The sequence below is a fragment of the Brachybacterium sp. SYSU DS0246 genome (assembly GCF_059391765.1).
Map to the genome: position 1 here is coordinate 96487 of NZ_JBZXYT010000010.1, position 17037 is coordinate 113523.

Here is a 17037-nt window from a genome sequence, read left to right on the forward strand (position 1 = left end):
AGCGGTCGGTGCTGGTCGCACCGCCGATCCGGCGGACGGGCGAGGCCGCGCGCCCGCCGGGTCAGCCGACGACCATCCCCGGGCCCTCGATCTCCGGGTGGACGCGCTCGGCGCTGTGCCAGTTGCCGGCCTCGACGGGGCGGTAGTTGTAGTCGCGCACCATCTCCTCGACGGTCTGGCGCGGACCGTGATGGCTGTCCGAGGCGACGACACCGGTGAGGTAGTCCGTCTCGTTCTGGTACTGCTCCGGGTTGCCGTGCCACGCGGCGCGGTTGTCCGCCATGACCGACAGCTCCTCCTTGGACATCGAGATCGAGAGGTCGTCGCCGCGCTGGAACTGGCCGTACGTCTGGCCGAGCAGATCCGTCATGGCCGGCGTGCGCTCGACGTCGCCGAGCGTCATGGTGTACGAGGTCTGCTTGCCGGTCCCACCCTCGACCATCACGGAGTTGTTCTCGGCCTCCCCGTGCGGAAGGATCTGCTGGGCGAACTCCTGCGACCCGTCGGGGTAGTCGCGCACGATGAGCTCGTCCGAGAATCCCTCGTGCTTGCGGCCGAGCGTCAGCACGTCCTCGTGACCGATCTCGAAGCCGCTCTCGATCACGGTGGACGTGTGCGTCTGCCGGTAGCGGTCCTCGACCCCGGCGCCCGACGCATCCTCGGGCATCCCCTGGTTCATCGCCCGCATGTACGCCTCGGTGCCCGCGGCGTCGTCGCTGAACTCCGAGTACTCCAGGACCTTCGTCTTCTCGATGGTCTCCTGGCCCATGGAGAGCTTCAGGTCACCGTGGCCGAGATCCACGGTGGAGCCGTGGGCGGTCATCTCGGTGGGGCCCTCGAGCATCGAGAGGTGGCCGGTGTCCTCGTCCCGGGAGATCTTCAGCGACTGGGAGTTGCCCTCCTTGACCGATCCGCCGAGACCGAGCTCGAAGCCGCGGTACTCGCCGCTGACCGACAGCGAGCTCTTCTCCTCCACGCCCGTGCCGGTGGTCACGGAGGCGCCGGGCGGGATCGACGAGGGGTCGAAGGGATTGATCTTCATCGCCTCGGCGGCGTCCGTGCCCTTGGGGACCTCGACGCTGTAGACCTGCTCGACCTTGCTGCTGGTGCTTCCCTCGGCCCCGATGACCTTGCCGTCGAACTCGCCCGAGCCGCTGAATTCCGCCAGGCCGGTGAAGGTGTACTTGAGCTTGCCGTCGGCGGTCTCGGTGACCTCCATCGTGTCGCCCACCCGCACCGATGTCGTCACCGTACCGTTCGGCGTCTGGACCTCGGTCTCCACCGTCGTCGTCCCGTCGAGCTTGACCGTCTGGGACCCGTCATCGCCCAGCGTGATCTTCGAGCCGTCGGGCAGCGTGATCGTGGTCTTCGACCCCTCGCCGCGCTTCTGGTCGAAGTCGTCCTCGGCGATCCGGGCACCCATGAGCGTCGAGCTGTCGCCGCCGTGGCCCAGCAGATCGCTCCACCACGTCCCGGTGCCCAGCTGATCGCCGCCCTGACCGAGCAGAGCGGCCAGGGTCCGGCCGATGCTCGAGCCCAGCAGCGCGGTCAGGCCCTCGGGCGCGGAGGCCCGGTCCTGCTGGTCCGCCTCCTCGGTCAGGGTCGTGGACGCCTCGCTCAGGCGGTTCCCGGCCGAGCTCATCAGCCCGGCAGTGCGATGCCAGTCCGTGCGGAACGTCTCCGCGTCGCGGCCCTCCCACGAGCACGAGGCGACCAGCGGTGTCAGGGTCGCGAGGAGATCGTCGAGCCGGCGGGCGCCACGGGCAGTGGCCAGGGCGTGGGCTCGCAGCGCTTCGGTGTCGGCGCCATGGGTGATCGCGTCGGCCATCGTTCTCCTCGTCGTCCGCTCGGTCCCTCGTCCGGGCATCGTCGGATCGGTCGCTATCGGTCGCTATCGGTCGCTATCGGTCGCTCCGGGAGGTCGGTCCCGACGCTACGGGAACCGGGCGGCCGCTTCCATGGGGAGAACTCCCCGTCCTGCCCTCCCCGCCGGCGACGGCCGGACGGGCGGGGAAGGGCTCGGCCCGTCGTCCGTAGAATGGCCCGGGCCGCCGCCATGGCGCCGCCCCGATCAGCCCGCCGGACGAAAGCGAATCCTGTGTCCGATTCATCCCCCGCGCCCGAGCCGCCCGTCATCGACGAGGCGAGCATCGGCGCCGCCGTGGACGCCGCCCTGGCCGCGATCGCCGCGGCCGCGACCACCGACGAGCTCAAGCAGGTGCGCATCGAGCATGTCGGCGACCACAGTGTCCTGACCAGTGCGAACCGCTCCCTCAAGGAACTGCCCAAGGATCAGCGCGCTGCGGCCGGCAAGCTGGTCGGTCAGGGCAAGGGCCGGGTGCAGAAGGAACTCGCCGCCCGGCAGCAGGAGCTGGCCGCCGCCGAGGAGGAGGCGGCGCTCGCCGCCGAGACGGTCGACGTCACCCTGCCCACCGACCGTCGCCCGCGCGGCGCCGCGCACCCCCTGACCACGCTGACCGATCGCATCAACGACTTCTTCATCGGGATCGGCTGGGAGATCGCCGAGGGCCCCGAGATCGACGCGGAGTGGCTGAACTTCGACGCCCTGAACGCGGACCCGGAGCACCCCTCGCGCTCGCTGCAGGACACGCTGTACGTCGCGCCCGAGGGGTCCGGGATGCTGCTGCGCACCCAGACCTCCCCGGTCCAGATCCGCGCGATGCTCGAGCGCGGCGCCCCCCTGTACGTCGCGTGCCCCGGCACCGTGTACCGCGCCGACGAGATGGACGCGACGCACTCGCCGATGTTCCATCAGGTCGAAGGCCTCGCAGTCGACAAGGACCTCACCATGGCCAACCTGGTGGGCACGCTGGACGCCTTCGCGGCGCACCTGTTCGGTGGCCGGCCCATCACGCGGCTGCGTCCCAACCACTTCCCCTTCACCGAGCCCAGTGCGGAGATGGACTTCCGCTGCTTCCGGTGCGAGGCCCGCCTCGGGCTGGACCATGACGCGGACCCTGCCTGCCGCGTGTGCGGCGGCACGGGGTGGATCGAGATGGGCGGCTGCGGCATGGTCCATCCGAACGTGCTGCGTGCGGCCGGGGTGGATCCGGAGGAGTACCAGGGCTTCGCCTTCGGCCTGGGGATCGAGCGCATTCTGATGCTCCGCAACGGAGTGGCCGACATGCGCGACATGGTGGAGGGCGATGTCCGCTTCTCCCAGCACTACGGGACGGAGATCTGAGATGCCTCGCATTCCCCTGACCTGGCTCGCCGAGCACGTCACCCTACCCGAGGACGCCTCGGCGCTGCAGGTGGCCACCGACCTCTCCCGCGTCGGCCTCGAGGAGGAGGCGATCCACGGTGCCCAGGTGACCGGCCCGCTGGTCGTCGGCCGTGTGCTCGAGCTCGTCGGCGAGCCGCAGAAGAACGGCAAGACCATCAACTGGGTGCGGGTGGACGTCGGGCCCGAGCACAATGAGGCCGCCGACGACCCGAAGGATCCGCAGCCCGGCGAGGAACGGCCCAGCCGCGGCATCGTCTGCGGCGCCCACAACTTCGTCGCGGGTGACCTCGTCATCGTCTCGCTGCCCGGCACCGTGCTGCCCGGGGACTTCGCCATCGCCGCCCGGCGCACCTACGGCCACACCTCCGACGGCATGATCTGCTCCGGCGAGGAGCTGGGTCTCGGCCCGGACCCCGCGGGGGAGGACGGCATCATCGTCCTGGGCCGCGGCCACGCCGAAGGGCTGAGCGCCGAGCCCGGGGACGACGCGATCTCCCTGCTGGGCCTGGCCGACGAGGTCGTCGAGATCAACGTGACCCCGGACCGCGGCTACTGCTTCTCGATGCGGGGCGTGGCCCGCGAGTACTCCCACGCCACCGGCGCCGCGTTCACCGACCCGGCCGCCACCGTCGAGGTGCCCGAGCCCGCCGGGGAGGGGCCCGCGGTGCAGCTGCGCGACGACGCCCCGATCCGCGGCGGCCAGGGCTACTCCCGGTTCGTCGCGCTCGAGGTCAGCGGCGTGGATCCCACGGCGCAGACCCCGCGCTGGATGGCGCGCCGGCTCACCCAGGCGGGCATGCGCCCGATCTCCCTGATCGTGGACGTCACCAACTACGTGATGCTCGACCTCGGCCAGCCGCTGCACGCCTACGACGCCGAGAAGGTCGTCGCCCCGATCGTGGTCCGCCGCGCTCGGGCCGGGGAGCAGCTCACCACTCTCGATGACGTCACGCGGACGCTCGATGGCGAGGACCTCCTGATCACCGACAGCGAAGGCGGCGAGGGCGAGCGCGTGCTCGGGATTGCCGGGGTGATGGGCGGTGCCGACACCGAGGTCGGTGAGGGCACGAGCAGCATCGTGCTCGAGGCGGCGACGTTCCAGCCGGTCACGGTGGCGCGCTCCGCGCGCCGGCACCGCCTGCCCTCGGAAGCCTCCAAACGCTTCGAGCGCGGTGTGGATCCGCACCTGCCTGTGGTGGCGGCACGCCGCGCCGCCGAACTCATCACCCGCTTCGGCGGCGGACGGATCAGCGACCGCCTCACGGATGTGGGCGGCGTCGGCGAACCGGTCCAGATCAGTCTGCCCGTGGATCATCCCGAGCGCGTCGTCGGGATCCCGTACACCCCGCAGCAGGTGCGCGGCACGCTGGAGATGATCGGCTGCACCGTCGAGGACGGCGCCCAGGGCGCCTTCGGTGTGAGGCCGCCCAGCTGGCGCGGCGATCTCACCCTCAAGGAGGATCTGGTCGAGGAGGTGGCGCGGCTCGTCGGCTACGAGAAGATCCCCTCCGTCCTGCCGACGGCGCCCGGCGGGCGCGGGCTCACCGTCGCCCAGCGCGCCCGTCGCAGCGCCAACCGGGCGCTGGTCGAGGCCGGTCTCACCGAGGTCGCCTCCTCGCCGTTCGTCGGCGAAGGCATCTTCGACCAGCTGCGCTACGGGGCCGACGACGAGCGCCGCGGCGCCGTGCGGCTGCTGAACCCGCTGGCCGAGGACGAGCCGCTGATGCGTTCCGAGCTGCTGCAGACTCTGCTGCCGGTGGCTCGCCGCAATCTCGGCCGCGGCGAGGAGTCCGTGGCGATCTTCCAGCTCGGCACCGTCTCCCGCTCCCGCGGGGAGGGGGTCCGCTCCCCGGTCCCGGCACCTGCGCAGCGACCCACCGACGCGGAGCTCGAGGAGATCCTCGGTGCCCTGCCCGCCCAGACCCGTGCGCTGGCCGCCGTCGTCGGCGGTGCCTCCGGGCCCGGCTCGTGGCAGGGGGATCCCGCGCCGTGGGGATGGGGCGATGCCTTCGACCTGGCCCGCCGGGTCGCCGCCGCCGTCGGTGGCGAGCTCGAGGTGCGCCAGGTCGAGCGTGCGCCCTTCCACCCCGGACGGGCGGGGCAGCTGCGTGTGACCACGGCCGACGGGGAGTCCGCGGTGGTCGGCTACGCGGGCGAGCTGCACCCGGCGGTGGTCACGGAGTTCGGGCTCCCGGCCCGCACCAGCGCCTTCGAACTGGATCTGGAGGCCGTGATCGCCTCCGCCCCGGCCGTCGTGCGGGCGGCCCCGGTCCCGACGTTCCCCCCGGCCAAGGAGGACTTCGCCTTCGTGGTCGACGAGAACGTCCCCGCCAGCGCCGTCGAGGCCGCGATCGTGGTCGGCATGGGCGACCTCGCCGAACGGGTCCGCCTCTTCGACGTCTTCACCGGTGAGCAGATCGGCCACGGCAAGAAGTCCCTCGCCTTCGCGGTCCGGCTGCGATCGGCGGAAGGCACCCTGACCGCCGAGCAGATCGGGCAGGCGCGTCAGCGCTGCATCACCGCCGTGGAGAACGCGGTCGGGGGAGTGCTCAGGGCGTGAGCCCGCCGCTCTCGGAGGCCTGCCGGCACGAGGCCCCGAGCGAGCTCGCCGAGCCATGACAGGGAAGGCCCCGGTCCCGGAGATGATCCGGAGACCGGGGCCTTCCGATGTGCGAGGGCCCGGACTGCTGCCCGCTCACCGGCGCCGACTGGCTGATCATGCATTCGTCTGTATATACTTCCGGCATGATGTCGGTCCCGGATCCTTCGGCCACCCCAGCCCTCGCCTCGGACGCCGCCCTGTCGCCGGATCGCGGCGGTCGGCCGCGTGTCGCCGTGGTCGGCGCCTCCGGGTACGCCGGCGGCGAGGCACTGCGCCTGCTCGCCTCCCATCCCGGGCTCGAGGTCGCCACCGTCACCGCGCACAGCAGCGCCGGGAAGCGGCTGAGCGAGGTCGCCCCGCACATCGACCTGGGCCGCGACCCCGTGCTCGAGGAGACGACGGCAGAGGTGCTGCATGGTCACGACGTCGTGGTCCTGGCGCTCCCGCACGGGCAGTCCGGCGAGCTCGCCGCCCAGCTGCGCGCGGAGGACCCGAATGTGCTGGTCGTCGATCTCGGTGCCGACCACCGGCTCGAGAGCGCCGAGGACTGGTCCGAGTACTACGGCAGCGCGCACTCGGGCACCTGGAGCTACGGCATGCCCGAGCTGCCGCTGGCCGACGGCACCCGGCAGCGCGACCAGCTGGCCGGCGCGCGCGAGATCGCGGTCCCGGGGTGCAACGCCACTGCCGTCACCTTCGCCGCGGTCCCGCTGGTGCGGGCCGGCCTGATCGAGTCGGGCGCCCTCAGCGCGGTGCTCCCCGTCGGGTACACCGGCGCCGGCCGCACCCCCAAGCAGCATCTGCTGTTCGGCGAGGCCTCCGGCTCGGCAGCCCCGTACGGGATCGGCGGCAGCCACCGGCACATCCCCGAGGTCCTCCAGAACCTCCGGCGAGCCACCGGGCAGGACGGCGCACGGCTGACCTTCACGCCCGTGCTGGTGCCGATGAGCCGCGGCATCCTCGCCGTGCTCACCGCGCCGCTGACCGGATCGGCGAGCTCCGCCGACCTGCTCGATGCCCTCCGCGCCGACTACGCCGATGAGCCCTTCGTCAGCGTGCTCGAGGAGGGCTCGGCACCGACCACCGGGCAGGTGACCGGGTCGAACGTGGTGCGGATCGGAGCGGCCGCGGACCGCCGCAGCGGCCAGGCCACCGTGATCGCGGCGATCGACAACCTCGTCAAGGGCACCGCCGGCGCCGCGATCCAGTCGCTGAACCTGGCGCTCGGCCTCCCGGAGACCACCGGGCTCACCCGCACCGCTCTCGTTCCCTGACCCGCTCGCCCGCCACCGCGGAGCCGGATCCGCTGCTCCGTGCCCGTCGCTCCGTGTCCCTGTAGAGGAGATCCCGTGTCGATCACCCGCCCCCGCGGCTTCCGTGCGGCCGGCCTGGCAGCCGGCCTCAAGTCCACCGGCGCCGCGGACCTCGCCCTGGTGGTCAACGACGGCCCGCGCGATGCCGCCGCCGCCGTCTTCACCGCCAACCGGGTCCAGGCCGCCCCGGTGCTCTGGTCCCGTCAGGCCGTGGCCGACGGTCGCGCCCGCGCCGTGGTGCTGAACTCCGGCGGGGCCAATGCCTGCACCGGCCCGGAGGGCTTCGCCGACACCCACCGCACCGCGGAGCACCTGGCCGACCTCCTCGACGTCTCCGCGCAGGACGTGCTGGTGTGCTCGACGGGCCTGATCGGCGAGCGGCTGGCGATGCAGCCGCTGCTGGGCGGCCTGGACGCCGCGGCCGGGGAGCTCGAGCGGGGGGAGCAGAGCGACGCCGCCGCGGCGCGAGCGATCATGACCACCGACTCGGTGCCCAAGACCGCCGAGGCGACCACACCCTCGGGAGCCGTGGTCGGAGGCATCGCCAAGGGAGCCGGCATGCTCGCGCCCCAGCTGGCGACCATGCTCGTCGTGCTCACCACCGATGCCGACGTGGATGCCGAGGTCGCCGACGCCGCGCTGCGGGATGCCACCCGCACCACGTTCGACCGGGTCGACTCCGACGCCTGCATGTCCACGAACGACACCGTCATCCTGCTCGCCTCCGGCGCCAGCGGCGTGCGCGTCTCCGTCGAGGAGCTCACCGAGGCGGTGCGCACGGTCAGCGCCGACCTGGCACGACAGCTGGTCGCCGACGCCGAGGGCGCCAGCCACGACGTCCACGTCATCGTCCGCTCCGCCGGCACCGAGGACGCCGCCCTCGCCGTGGCACGGGAGATCGCCCGCTCCAACCTGGTCAAGGCCGCGATCTTCGGCAACGACCCCAACTGGGGCCGGATCGTCGCCGCCGCCGGCTGCGTCCCCGAGCACATCGCACCCTTCGACGTCGCGGACCTCTCCGTCACGGTCAACGGGGTCCAGGTATGCCGAGCCGGCGGCGCCCATCGCGACCGCTCCGAGGTCGACATGACCAGCCGCGAGACCCTCATCGAGGTGGACCTCGGCGCCGGTGAGGCGGCCGCGGACATCTGGACCAACGACCTCACCCACGACTACGTCGAAGAGAACAGCGCCTACTCCTCATGAACCGGACGAGCCAGCATCCAGGCGGCGAGCCCGAGCTCGTCGGCAAGAACCCCCTCGATCAGCTCGACGCCGCCCGCACCGTGGCGCGCGAGAAGTCCGAGGTGCTCATCGAGGCGATGCCGTGGATGCAGCGCTTCCGCGGCAAGATCGTCGTGGTCAAGTACGGCGGCAACGCCATGATCGACGACGAGCTGCGCCGCGCCTTCGCCGCCGACATGGTCTTCATGCGCCTGGCCGGCATCCACGTCGTCGTCGTCCACGGCGGCGGGCCGCAGATCAATACGATGCTCGATCGCGTCGGCATCGACTCCACCTTCCGCGGCGGCCTGCGCGTGACCGACGCCGACACCATGGACGTCGTGCGGATGGTGCTGGTCGGCCAGGTGGGACGCCAGCTGGTCGGGCTCATCAACTATCACGGGCCCTTCGCCGTCGGCATGTCCGGAGAGGACGCCCGCCTGTTCACCGCCCAGCGCCGCAGCACCGTCGTCGACGGCGAGGACGTCGACCTGGGCCACGTCGGTGCCGTCAGCGGGGTCGACATCGAGGCGATCAGCGACCTGCTCGCCGGTGGTCGGATCCCCGTCATCTCCTCGATCGCCCCGGAGGTCGACGCCGACGGCACGCCCACCGGCGAGGTCCTCAACATCAACGCCGATCTCGCCGCCGCCGCGCTCGCCGAGGGCCTGGATGCCGAGAAGCTGGTGATGCTCACCGACGTCGAGGGGCTCTACCGTGACTGGCCCGACCGCGGCTCCCTGATCCCGGAGATCTCGGCCACCGAGCTGCGCGGCATGCTGGAGACCCTGACCGCGGGGATGATCCCCAAGGCGGAGGCGCTGCTGGGCGCGGTCGACGCCGGCGTGCGCACCGCCGCCATGATCGACGGCCGGATCGAGCACGCCGCACTGCTGGAGGTCTTCACCACCAAGGGTGTGGGCACGATGGTCAGGAGGGACGACTATGTCTGAGCAATCCGAGGCGACCACGCACTCCGCCGGAGCGGGCGAGCCCTCCGGCGACCTCGCCACCCGCTACCGCGAGGCGCTGCTGCCCGTCTTCGGCTCCCCGCAGCGGATCCTCGCCCGTGGCGAGGGCGTGCGGGTCTGGGACACCGAGGGCACGGAGTACCTCGACCTGCTGGCCGGGATCGCCGTCAACGCCCTCGGTCACGCCCACCCGGCGATCCTCGCGGCGCTGACCAAGCAGGCCCACACCCTCGGTCACGTCTCGAACTTCTTCGCCAGCGCGCCGCAGATCGAGCTCGCCGAGAAGCTGCTGACCCTCGCCGCCGCCCCCGCCGGCTCCGGGGTCTTCTTCGCCAACTCCGGCACCGAGGCGAACGAGGCGGCCTTCAAGCTCGCCCGTCGCACCGGCAGACCCCGGATCCTGGCGCTGACCAGCTCCTTCCACGGCCGCACCATGGGCGCCCTGGCGCTCACCGCGAAAGAGTCCTACCGCGCTCCCTTCGAGCCGCTCCCCGGCGGCGTCGAGTTCGTCCCGGCCGGCGATGAGGACGCCCTCGCGGCAGCCCTCGCGCCGGGTGACGTGGCCGCCGTGTTCGCCGAGCCCATCCAGGGCGAGGCCGGCGTGCGTCCTCTGTCCGTGCCGTACCTGCAGGCGCTGCGCCGGCTCACCCGCGAGCACGGAACCCTGCTGATCCTCGACGAGGTCCAGACCGGGATGGGCCGCACCGGCCACTGGTTCGCCCACCAGGCGGTCGACGGGCTCCAGCCCGATGTGATGACGCTGGCCAAGGGCCTCGGCGGCGGCTTCCCGATCGGGGCCATGGTCACCTTCGGCCAGCAGGTCCACGATCTCCTCCAGCCCGGCCAGCACGGCACCACCTTCGGGGGCAACCCTCTGGCCTCCGCCGCCGGCCTCGCCGTCATCGGCACGCTCCTGGAGGACGGACTGCTCGAACACGTCCGCGAGACCGGAGAGCACGTCAGGGCCGAGGTCGCGGCGCTGCAGCACCCGCTGATCACCGAGGTGCGCGGCGCAGGACTGCTGCTCGGGATCGGGCTCGCCCGGCCGCTGGCCAAGGAGGTCGCCGCCGCCGCACTGGAGGCCGGGTTCATCGTCAACGCCCCGGACGAGTCCACCCTTCGCCTCGCCCCGCCGCTGATCATCACAGCGGCAGATCTGGACACCTTCATCGCCGCGCTGCCCGGGCTGCTCGAGCAGGCGGCGCCCGGCGCCGCGACATCCGCCGCCGCGCCGTCCGGCGTTGCCCCCACGCAAGGAGAGCACTGACATGCCCCGCCATTTCCTGCGCGACGACGATCTCAGCCCCGCCGAGCAGAAGGACGTCCTCGCTCTCGCTCTCGATCTCGCCGGCGACCGCTTCGCCAAGCGCCCGCTCGAGGGGCCGCGCACCGTGGCGATCCTGTTCGACAAGTCTTCGACCCGCACCCGCATCTCCTTCGCCACCGGCGTGGCCGACCTCGGGGGGAACCCGCTGGTGATCGAGGCCGGATCGAGCCAGCTCGGTCGCGGCGAGTCCATCGCCGACACCACCGAGGTCCTCACCCGGCAGGTCTCCGCCATCGTCTGGCGCACCTTCGGTCAGGAACGGCTCGAGGAGATGGCGGCCCACGCCACCGTGCCCGTCGTCAACGCGCTCACCGACCAGTTCCACCCGTGCCAGATCCTCGCGGACCTGCAGACCATCGCCCAGCACACCGGGGGACTGGCTGACGGCGAGGTCGCCCTGGCCGGTCGCTCCCTGGCCTACCTCGGGGACGGCGCGAACAATATGGCCCACTCCTACCTCCTGGGCGGGGTGACCGCCGGGATGGACGTCCGCATCGCCGCACCCGCCTCCCATCGACCCGATCCCGGGATCCTCGCCAGGGCCCGGGAGATCGCCGAGCGCACCGGGGGCGCTGTCACCGTGACCGCGAACCCTCACGAGGCCGTGACCGGCGCGACCGCCGTCATCACCGACACCTGGGTGTCGATGGGCCAGGAGGGAGAGGACGGACGGGACGCCGCCACCTTCGCCCCCTTCCAGGTCACCGACGAGCTGATGGAGCTCTCCGGCGGCATCTTCCTGCACTGCCTGCCCGCCTACCGCGGCAAGGAGGTCACCGCCTCCGTGCTCGATGGGCCGGCCTCGGTGGTGTGGGATGAGGCGGAGAACCGCCTGCATGCCCAGAAGGCACTGCTGACCTGGCTGCTCGAGCATCCCGATGAGGCGAGCGCCGCGCACGCACGTCCCGTGGGGCAGCGACGATGAGTGATCCCCGTCGGGCCCTCGCGCAGACCAAGACCTCACGCCAGCAGCGGATCGTCCAGCTGCTGACCCACCAGGAGGTCTCCTCCCAGTCCCAGCTCGCCCAACTGCTGACGGCCGAGGGCATCGAGGTCACCCAGGCGACCCTCTCGCGCGACCTCGTCGAGCTGCAGGCCGAGAAGGTGCGCGGCTCGGCGGGGGTGCTGGTCTACCGTCTGCCGCCGGAGGGCGGATCCCCCCGGCCGACGAGCCCCTTCCCGGAGAACGAACTGCTCGAGGCGCGTCTGCCGCGGCTCGCCGAGGGGCTGCTCGTCTCCGCGGAAGCCAGCGGCAACCTCGTGGTGGTGCGGACCCCGCCCGGCGGTGCGCAGTATCTCGCCTCGGCCATGGACAGATCGGTGATGCCCGACGTCCTCGGTACGATCGCCGGGGACGACACCGTGCTGCTGGTCGCCCGGGACCCGGCCGGCGGCGACCGTCTCGCCGCCCGGCTGCTCGATCTGGCCGACGGCCGGCGGGAGAGCGCCGACCCGGCCGGGAGCCCCGCCCCCGAGGACCCGCCTCGCCCCCCGCCCGCGCACGACCCGGACGCCGGCCCCGCCGCCGGCGACTGCCCCCAGAACCCGACAGAACTCGACCAGGAGCTCCCGTGACCGAACGCATCGTCCTCGCCTACTCCGGCGGCCTCGACACCTCCGTGGCCATCGGCTGGATCCACGACGCCACCGGCGCCGACGTCATCGCCTGCGCGGTGGATGTCGGCCAGGGCGGTGAGGATCTCGAGGTGATCCGCCAGCGCGCCCTGGACTGCGGCGCCGTCGAGGCCTACGTCGCCGACGCCCGCGACGAGTTCGCCGACGACTACTGCATGCCGGCGCTCAAGGCCAACGCGCTGTACATGGACGCCTACCCCGTGGTCTCCGCGATCTCCCGCCCCGTGATCACCAAGCACCTGGTCAAGGCCGCCAAGAAGTACGGCGCCTCGACGGTCGCCCATGGCTGCACCGGCAAGGGCAACGACCAGGTCCGCTTCGAGGTCTCGATCACCTCCCTCGCGCCGGAGCTGCAGTGCATCGCGCCGGTGCGCGACCTGGCGCTGACCCGCGACAAGGCGATCCAGTACGCCGAGCGCAAGGGCCTGCCGATCGCGACCACCAAGCACAACCCGTTCTCGATCGACCAGAACGTGTGGGGCCGCGCCATCGAGACCGGCTTCCTCGAGGACATCTGGAACGAGCCCACCAAGGACGTCTTCAGCTACACCGACGACCCGGCCTTCCCGCCCGTGGCGGACGAGGTCGTCATCACCTTCGAGCGCGGCGTGCCGGTGGCCCTGGACGGCCGCCCCGTCACCCCGCTGCAGGCGATCGAGCAGCTCAACCGCCGTGCCGGCGCCCAGGGCATCGGCCGGATCGACATCGTCGAGGACCGACTGGTGGGCATCAAGTCCCGCGAGGTCTACGAGGCGCCCGGCGCCATGGCGCTGATCGAGGCCCACCAGGAGCTCGAGCGCGTCACCCTCGAGCGCGAGCAGGCACGATTCAAGCGCACCGTCGGCGACCGCTGGACCGAGCTGGTCTACGACGGCCAGTGGTTCTCCCCGCTGAAGAAGTCTCTGGACTCGTTCATCGAGGACACCCAGCGCTACGTCAACGGCGATATCCGCATGGTCCTGCACGGAGGCCGCGCCACCGTCACCGGCCGCCGCTCGGAGAGCGGGCTGTACGACTTCAACCTCGCCACCTACGACGAGGGCGACGCCTTCGACCAGTCCAACGCCCGCGGCTTCATCGAGATCTACGGGCTGGCGGCCAAGCAGGCCGCGGCCCGCGACGTCGCCTTCGGCCACGGCGAGGACCTCTCGGCCCCCGGCGAGGGACAGGCATGAGCAGCGACGGGCACGGGCACCCCGGTGCGGCGGGCGATCCGACCGCCGCCCAGGAGCGTGCCTCGCTGTGGGGCGGCCGCTTCGGCTCCGGCCCCGCCGCGGCGCTGGCGGCGCTGTCGGTCTCCACGCACTTCGACTGGCGCCTGGCCGAGTACGACCTGCGCGGCTCGAAGGCCCACGCCAATGTGCTGCACGCCGCCGGACTCCTGAGCGACGACGAGCTCGGCCGGATGCAGGCCGCCCTGGACCGGCTCGCGGCCGACGTCGCCTCGGGGGAGTTCACCGCGGCACCGGAGGACGAGGACGTGCACACGGCCCTGGAGCGTGGGCTGCTGGAGCGGGCAGGGGACGAGCTGGGCGGGAAGCTCCGTGCCGGCCGTTCCCGCAATGACCAGATCGCGACGCTGATCCGTCTGTTCATCCGCGATCAGGGCCGGGCCGTCGGCGACCAGGTGCTCGACCTCGTCGACGTGCTGCTGGCCCGTGCGCTCGAGGTGCACGGGGCGCCGATGCCGGGGCGCACCCATCTCCAGCATGCCCAGCCGGTCCTGCTGAGCCACCACCTGCTCGCCCATGCGTGGCCGCTGATGCGTGACGTGGAGCGCCTGCGCGACCTCGACCGTCGCGCCGCACAGTCGCCGTACGGGTCCGGTGCGCTCGCCGGCTCCAGCCTCGGCCTCGATCCGCAGGCCGTGGCGAGCGAGCTCGGCTTCGAGGACTCGGTATGGAACTCGATCGACGGCACCGCCTCGCGGGACCTCACCGCGGAGTTCTCCTTCGTGCTCGCGATGATCGGCATCGACCTCTCGCGCCTGGCGGAGGAGGTCATCCTGTGGAACACCAAGGAGTTCTCGTTCATCACCCTGGACGACTCCTTCTCCACCGGCTCCTCGATCATGCCGCAGAAGAAGAACCCGGACATCGCCGAGCTCGCCCGTGGCAAGGCAGGGCGGGTCGTCGGTGATCTCGTCGGCCTGCTGACCACCCTCAAGGCCCTGCCGCTCGCGTACAACCGCGACCTCCAGGAGGACAAGGAGCCCGTCTTCGACCAGGTCGACTCGCTGACCCTGGTGCTGCCAGCCTTCACGGGGATGATGGCCACCCTGGTCTTCCACACCGAGCGGATGGCCGACCTCGCCCCGCAGGGCTTCTCCCTGGCCACCGACATCGCCGACCATCTCGTGCGCCGCGGAGTGCCCTTCCGCAGCGCGCACGAGATCTCGGGAGAGTGCGTGAAGGTGGCAGAGTCCCAGGGCAAGGAGCTGTGGGATCTCACCGACGAGGAGCTCTCCTCGATCTCCCAGCACCTGGACGGCTCCGTGCGGTCCGTGCTCTCGGTCCAGGGCTCCATCGCCTCGCGCGATGCCAAGGGCGGGACCGCACCCGAGCGGGTGGCGGAGCAGGAGGACGCTCTGGCGCGTGCGATCACGGAGCTGAGGGCCTTCACGCGCGAATGAACCGCAGCGCACCCCGTCGCAGCGATCTGTGACAATGGCGCTGGATACCCGGCACACCGCGCCCGACCGGCCGGCGCACCGTGCCCCTGCAGAGAGGAAACGATCGATGCATTCCGTCCTGGACGAGCTCGCCTGGCGAGGACTCGTCGTGCAGACCACCGGGCGCGAGGCGCTCGGCAACGCTCTGGCGGACGGACCGATCAGCCTGTATTGCGGTTTCGACCCGACCGCGGCCTCCCTGCACGTCGGCCACCTGACCCAGGTGCTCACCATGCGACGCCTGCAGCTGGCCGGGCACAAGCCCTACGCCCTGGTCGGGGGAGCCACCGGCCTGATCGGCGATCCCCGGATGTCCGGGGAGCGTGTCCTGAACGATTCCGAGCTCGTGGAGACCTGGGTCGAGACCCTGCGCGGCCAGATCTCCCGCTTCCTCGACCCGGAGGGGGAGTTCGCCGTGACCATGGTGAACAACCTCGACTGGATCGGGCAGATGAGCGCGCTCGACTTCCTGCGGGACATGGGCAAGCACTTCCGCATGGGCACGATGCTCGGCAAGGAGACCGTCTCGCGCCGGCTCCAGAGCGACGAGGGGATCAGCTACACCGAGTTCAGCTACCAGGTGCTGCAGGGCATCGACTACCTCGAGCTCTACCGCCGGCACGGGGTGAGCCTCCAGTACGGCGGGAACGACCAGTGGGGGAATCTGCTCTCCGGCGTCGAGCTGGTGCACAAGGTGGAGGGCGAGGAGGTCCACGCGCTGACCACCCCGCTGGTCACCAAGGCCGACGGCACCAAGTTCGGCAAGAGCGAGGGCGGTGCCGTGTGGCTGGACCCGGAGCTGACCAGCCCCTACGCGTTCCACCAGTTCTGGCTCAATGTGGCCGACGCCGATGTGCTCGACTACCTGCGGTACTTCACGTTCCGCTCGCAGGAGGAGATCGGCGAGCTGGAGCGCGCGACCGAGGAAGCCTCCCATCGCCGTGCCGCGCAGAGAGCACTCGCAGATGACCTGACCACGCTGGTCCACGGCGAGCAGGCGACCGCCCAGGCCACTGCCGCCGCCTCCGTGCTGTTCGGGCGCGGGGACGTCCGCGAGCTCGACGAATCGGCAGTCGTCTCCATCGCGCGGGAGCTGCCGGGGGCCGACCTGGCACCCACCACGTCGCTGGTCGACGCCTTCGTGGCGACGGGGATCGTGCAGTCCAAGGGCGCCGCCCGGCGCGCCGCGGACGAAGGCGGCCTGTCGGTCAACGGTCAGAGGGTCTCCGTGGATGACCTCGGGGGCGAGATCGGGGACCGGTCCGCCCTGCCGGGCCGCTATCTCCTCCTGCGCCGGGGACGGAAGAACGCCGCCATGGCGCACCTCGCCGGCTGAGCACGACAGGCTGCGGGCACAGGACGCAGCCCTCCACCACGCCCCGGGCACTCCGAACACGGAGTGCCCGGGGCGTTCTGCATGCCCGGACGGGCGCGCACGTGGCACCTCGAACGGGCCCTGGTCAAATCGTCCCGCGGTCTCGTGACCCCCCTCTCAGACTCAGGTCACATCAGAGTGAACGAGCGCTTTCCGACGCCACCGAAATGCATGCTGACCTGCACAAACAGGCGCTGAGAAGGGTGAACGAGGGCTGAACGGGATGGTTTGACGGCCCCCCGCAGGACCCGTAATGTTTTCTCTTGTCAGCAGCGAGGACGCAGACGCGAAAGGCCGGAAGCCCCACGGGGCCGGCGGCACGGAGCGGACGCGGAGGAGCTGCTGACCCGGACTCCCGGAACGTCGGGGGAACGGCCGTGACCTGCTCGGGTGACGATCGCACAGCGATCAGAACGAGACGCGGGACACACGGAGCGGAGTTGGACCGGGCCGCGAAGATCTGCTAGAGTAGTGACTCGCGCCGAGACGACGAAGACAAAAAATCGTCGGACGGTTTTCCGCCTGGCGCATCCGAGCCTCCGAGTCGAGCCGCTGAGCGGCCAGATGACGATGTGCGCGTGTTGCTTGATATCTCAATAGCGTGTCTGTTTGTTGATGCCAATATTTGATTGGCAAATTTTAACGGATGATACAGCAGTTATATGCTGGTTG

At 71.3% G+C, this 17037-nt stretch carries 11 protein-coding genes and 1 pseudogene; 11 read left to right on the forward strand and 1 reads right to left on the reverse strand.

Annotated elements, in window-relative coordinates:
- Positions 1-61: 61 nt before the first annotated feature.
- Positions 62-1828 carry a WXG100 family type VII secretion target gene (locus AC5020_RS06960; RefSeq protein WP_464987714.1) on the reverse strand — a complete coding sequence of 589 codons (1767 nt, stop codon included), beginning with the start codon at positions 1826-1828 and terminating at the stop codon, positions 62-64.
- 270 nt (positions 1829-2098) lie between these two features.
- Between AC5020_RS06960 and pheS the strand changes: the two genes are divergently transcribed.
- The 11 genes and pseudogenes from pheS to tyrS all read left to right on the forward strand — a co-directional run bounded on the left by pheS (position 2099) and on the right by tyrS (position 16326).
- Positions 2099-3205, forward strand: coding sequence for a phenylalanine--tRNA ligase subunit alpha (pheS, locus tag AC5020_RS06965; protein WP_464987715.1), 1107 nt, complete (start codon positions 2099-2101; stop codon positions 3203-3205).
- Position 3206: 1 nt separating this feature from the next.
- Positions 3207-5807: a phenylalanine--tRNA ligase subunit beta gene (gene pheT, locus AC5020_RS06970; RefSeq protein ID WP_464987716.1), complete on the forward strand. Its 2601-nt coding sequence runs from the start codon at positions 3207-3209 to the stop codon at positions 5805-5807.
- A gap of 185 nt (positions 5808-5992) precedes the next feature.
- Entirely contained in the window at positions 5993-7123 is a 1131-nt protein-coding gene (gene argC / locus AC5020_RS06975) for an N-acetyl-gamma-glutamyl-phosphate reductase (protein WP_464987717.1), read from the forward strand.
- A 75-nt stretch (positions 7124-7198) separates the two neighbouring features.
- Positions 7199-8368, forward strand: coding sequence for a bifunctional glutamate N-acetyltransferase/amino-acid acetyltransferase ArgJ (gene argJ, locus AC5020_RS06980; RefSeq protein WP_464987718.1), 1170 nt, complete (start codon positions 7199-7201; stop codon positions 8366-8368).
- Positions 8365-9339 carry an acetylglutamate kinase gene (gene argB / locus AC5020_RS06985; RefSeq protein ID WP_377019327.1) on the forward strand — a complete coding sequence of 325 codons (975 nt, stop codon included), beginning with the start codon at positions 8365-8367 and terminating at the stop codon, positions 9337-9339. Before argJ ends, argB begins: the two co-directional genes overlap by 4 nt.
- The gene (locus AC5020_RS06990) at positions 9332-10624 is read left to right on the forward strand and encodes an acetylornithine transaminase (RefSeq protein WP_464987719.1); all 1293 of its coding nucleotides are present in this window, start codon (positions 9332-9334) and stop codon (positions 10622-10624) included. The genes argB and AC5020_RS06990 overlap by 8 nt, the downstream gene beginning before the upstream one ends.
- A gap of 1 nt (position 10625) precedes the next feature.
- Positions 10626-11609, forward strand: a complete 984-nt coding sequence (gene argF, locus AC5020_RS06995) for an ornithine carbamoyltransferase (RefSeq protein ID WP_464987720.1) — start codon at positions 10626-10628, stop codon at positions 11607-11609.
- Positions 11606-12115, forward strand: a pseudogene (locus AC5020_RS07000) (arginine repressor); the annotation flags it as partial. The gene argF and the pseudogene AC5020_RS07000, both read left to right, overlap by 4 nt.
- A 140-nt stretch (positions 12116-12255) precedes the next feature.
- Positions 12256-13494 carry an argininosuccinate synthase gene (locus tag AC5020_RS07005; protein ID WP_377019324.1) on the forward strand — a complete coding sequence of 413 codons (1239 nt, stop codon included), beginning with the start codon at positions 12256-12258 and terminating at the stop codon, positions 13492-13494.
- Positions 13491-14951, forward strand: coding sequence for an argininosuccinate lyase (gene argH / locus AC5020_RS07010; RefSeq protein ID WP_377793321.1), 1461 nt, complete (start codon positions 13491-13493; stop codon positions 14949-14951). Before AC5020_RS07005 ends, argH begins: the two co-directional genes overlap by 4 nt.
- 106 nt (positions 14952-15057) lie before the next feature.
- Positions 15058-16326 carry a tyrosine--tRNA ligase gene (gene tyrS, locus AC5020_RS07015; RefSeq protein ID WP_377793322.1) on the forward strand — a complete coding sequence of 423 codons (1269 nt, stop codon included), beginning with the start codon at positions 15058-15060 and terminating at the stop codon, positions 16324-16326.
- Positions 16327-17037: the final 711 nt, after the last annotated feature.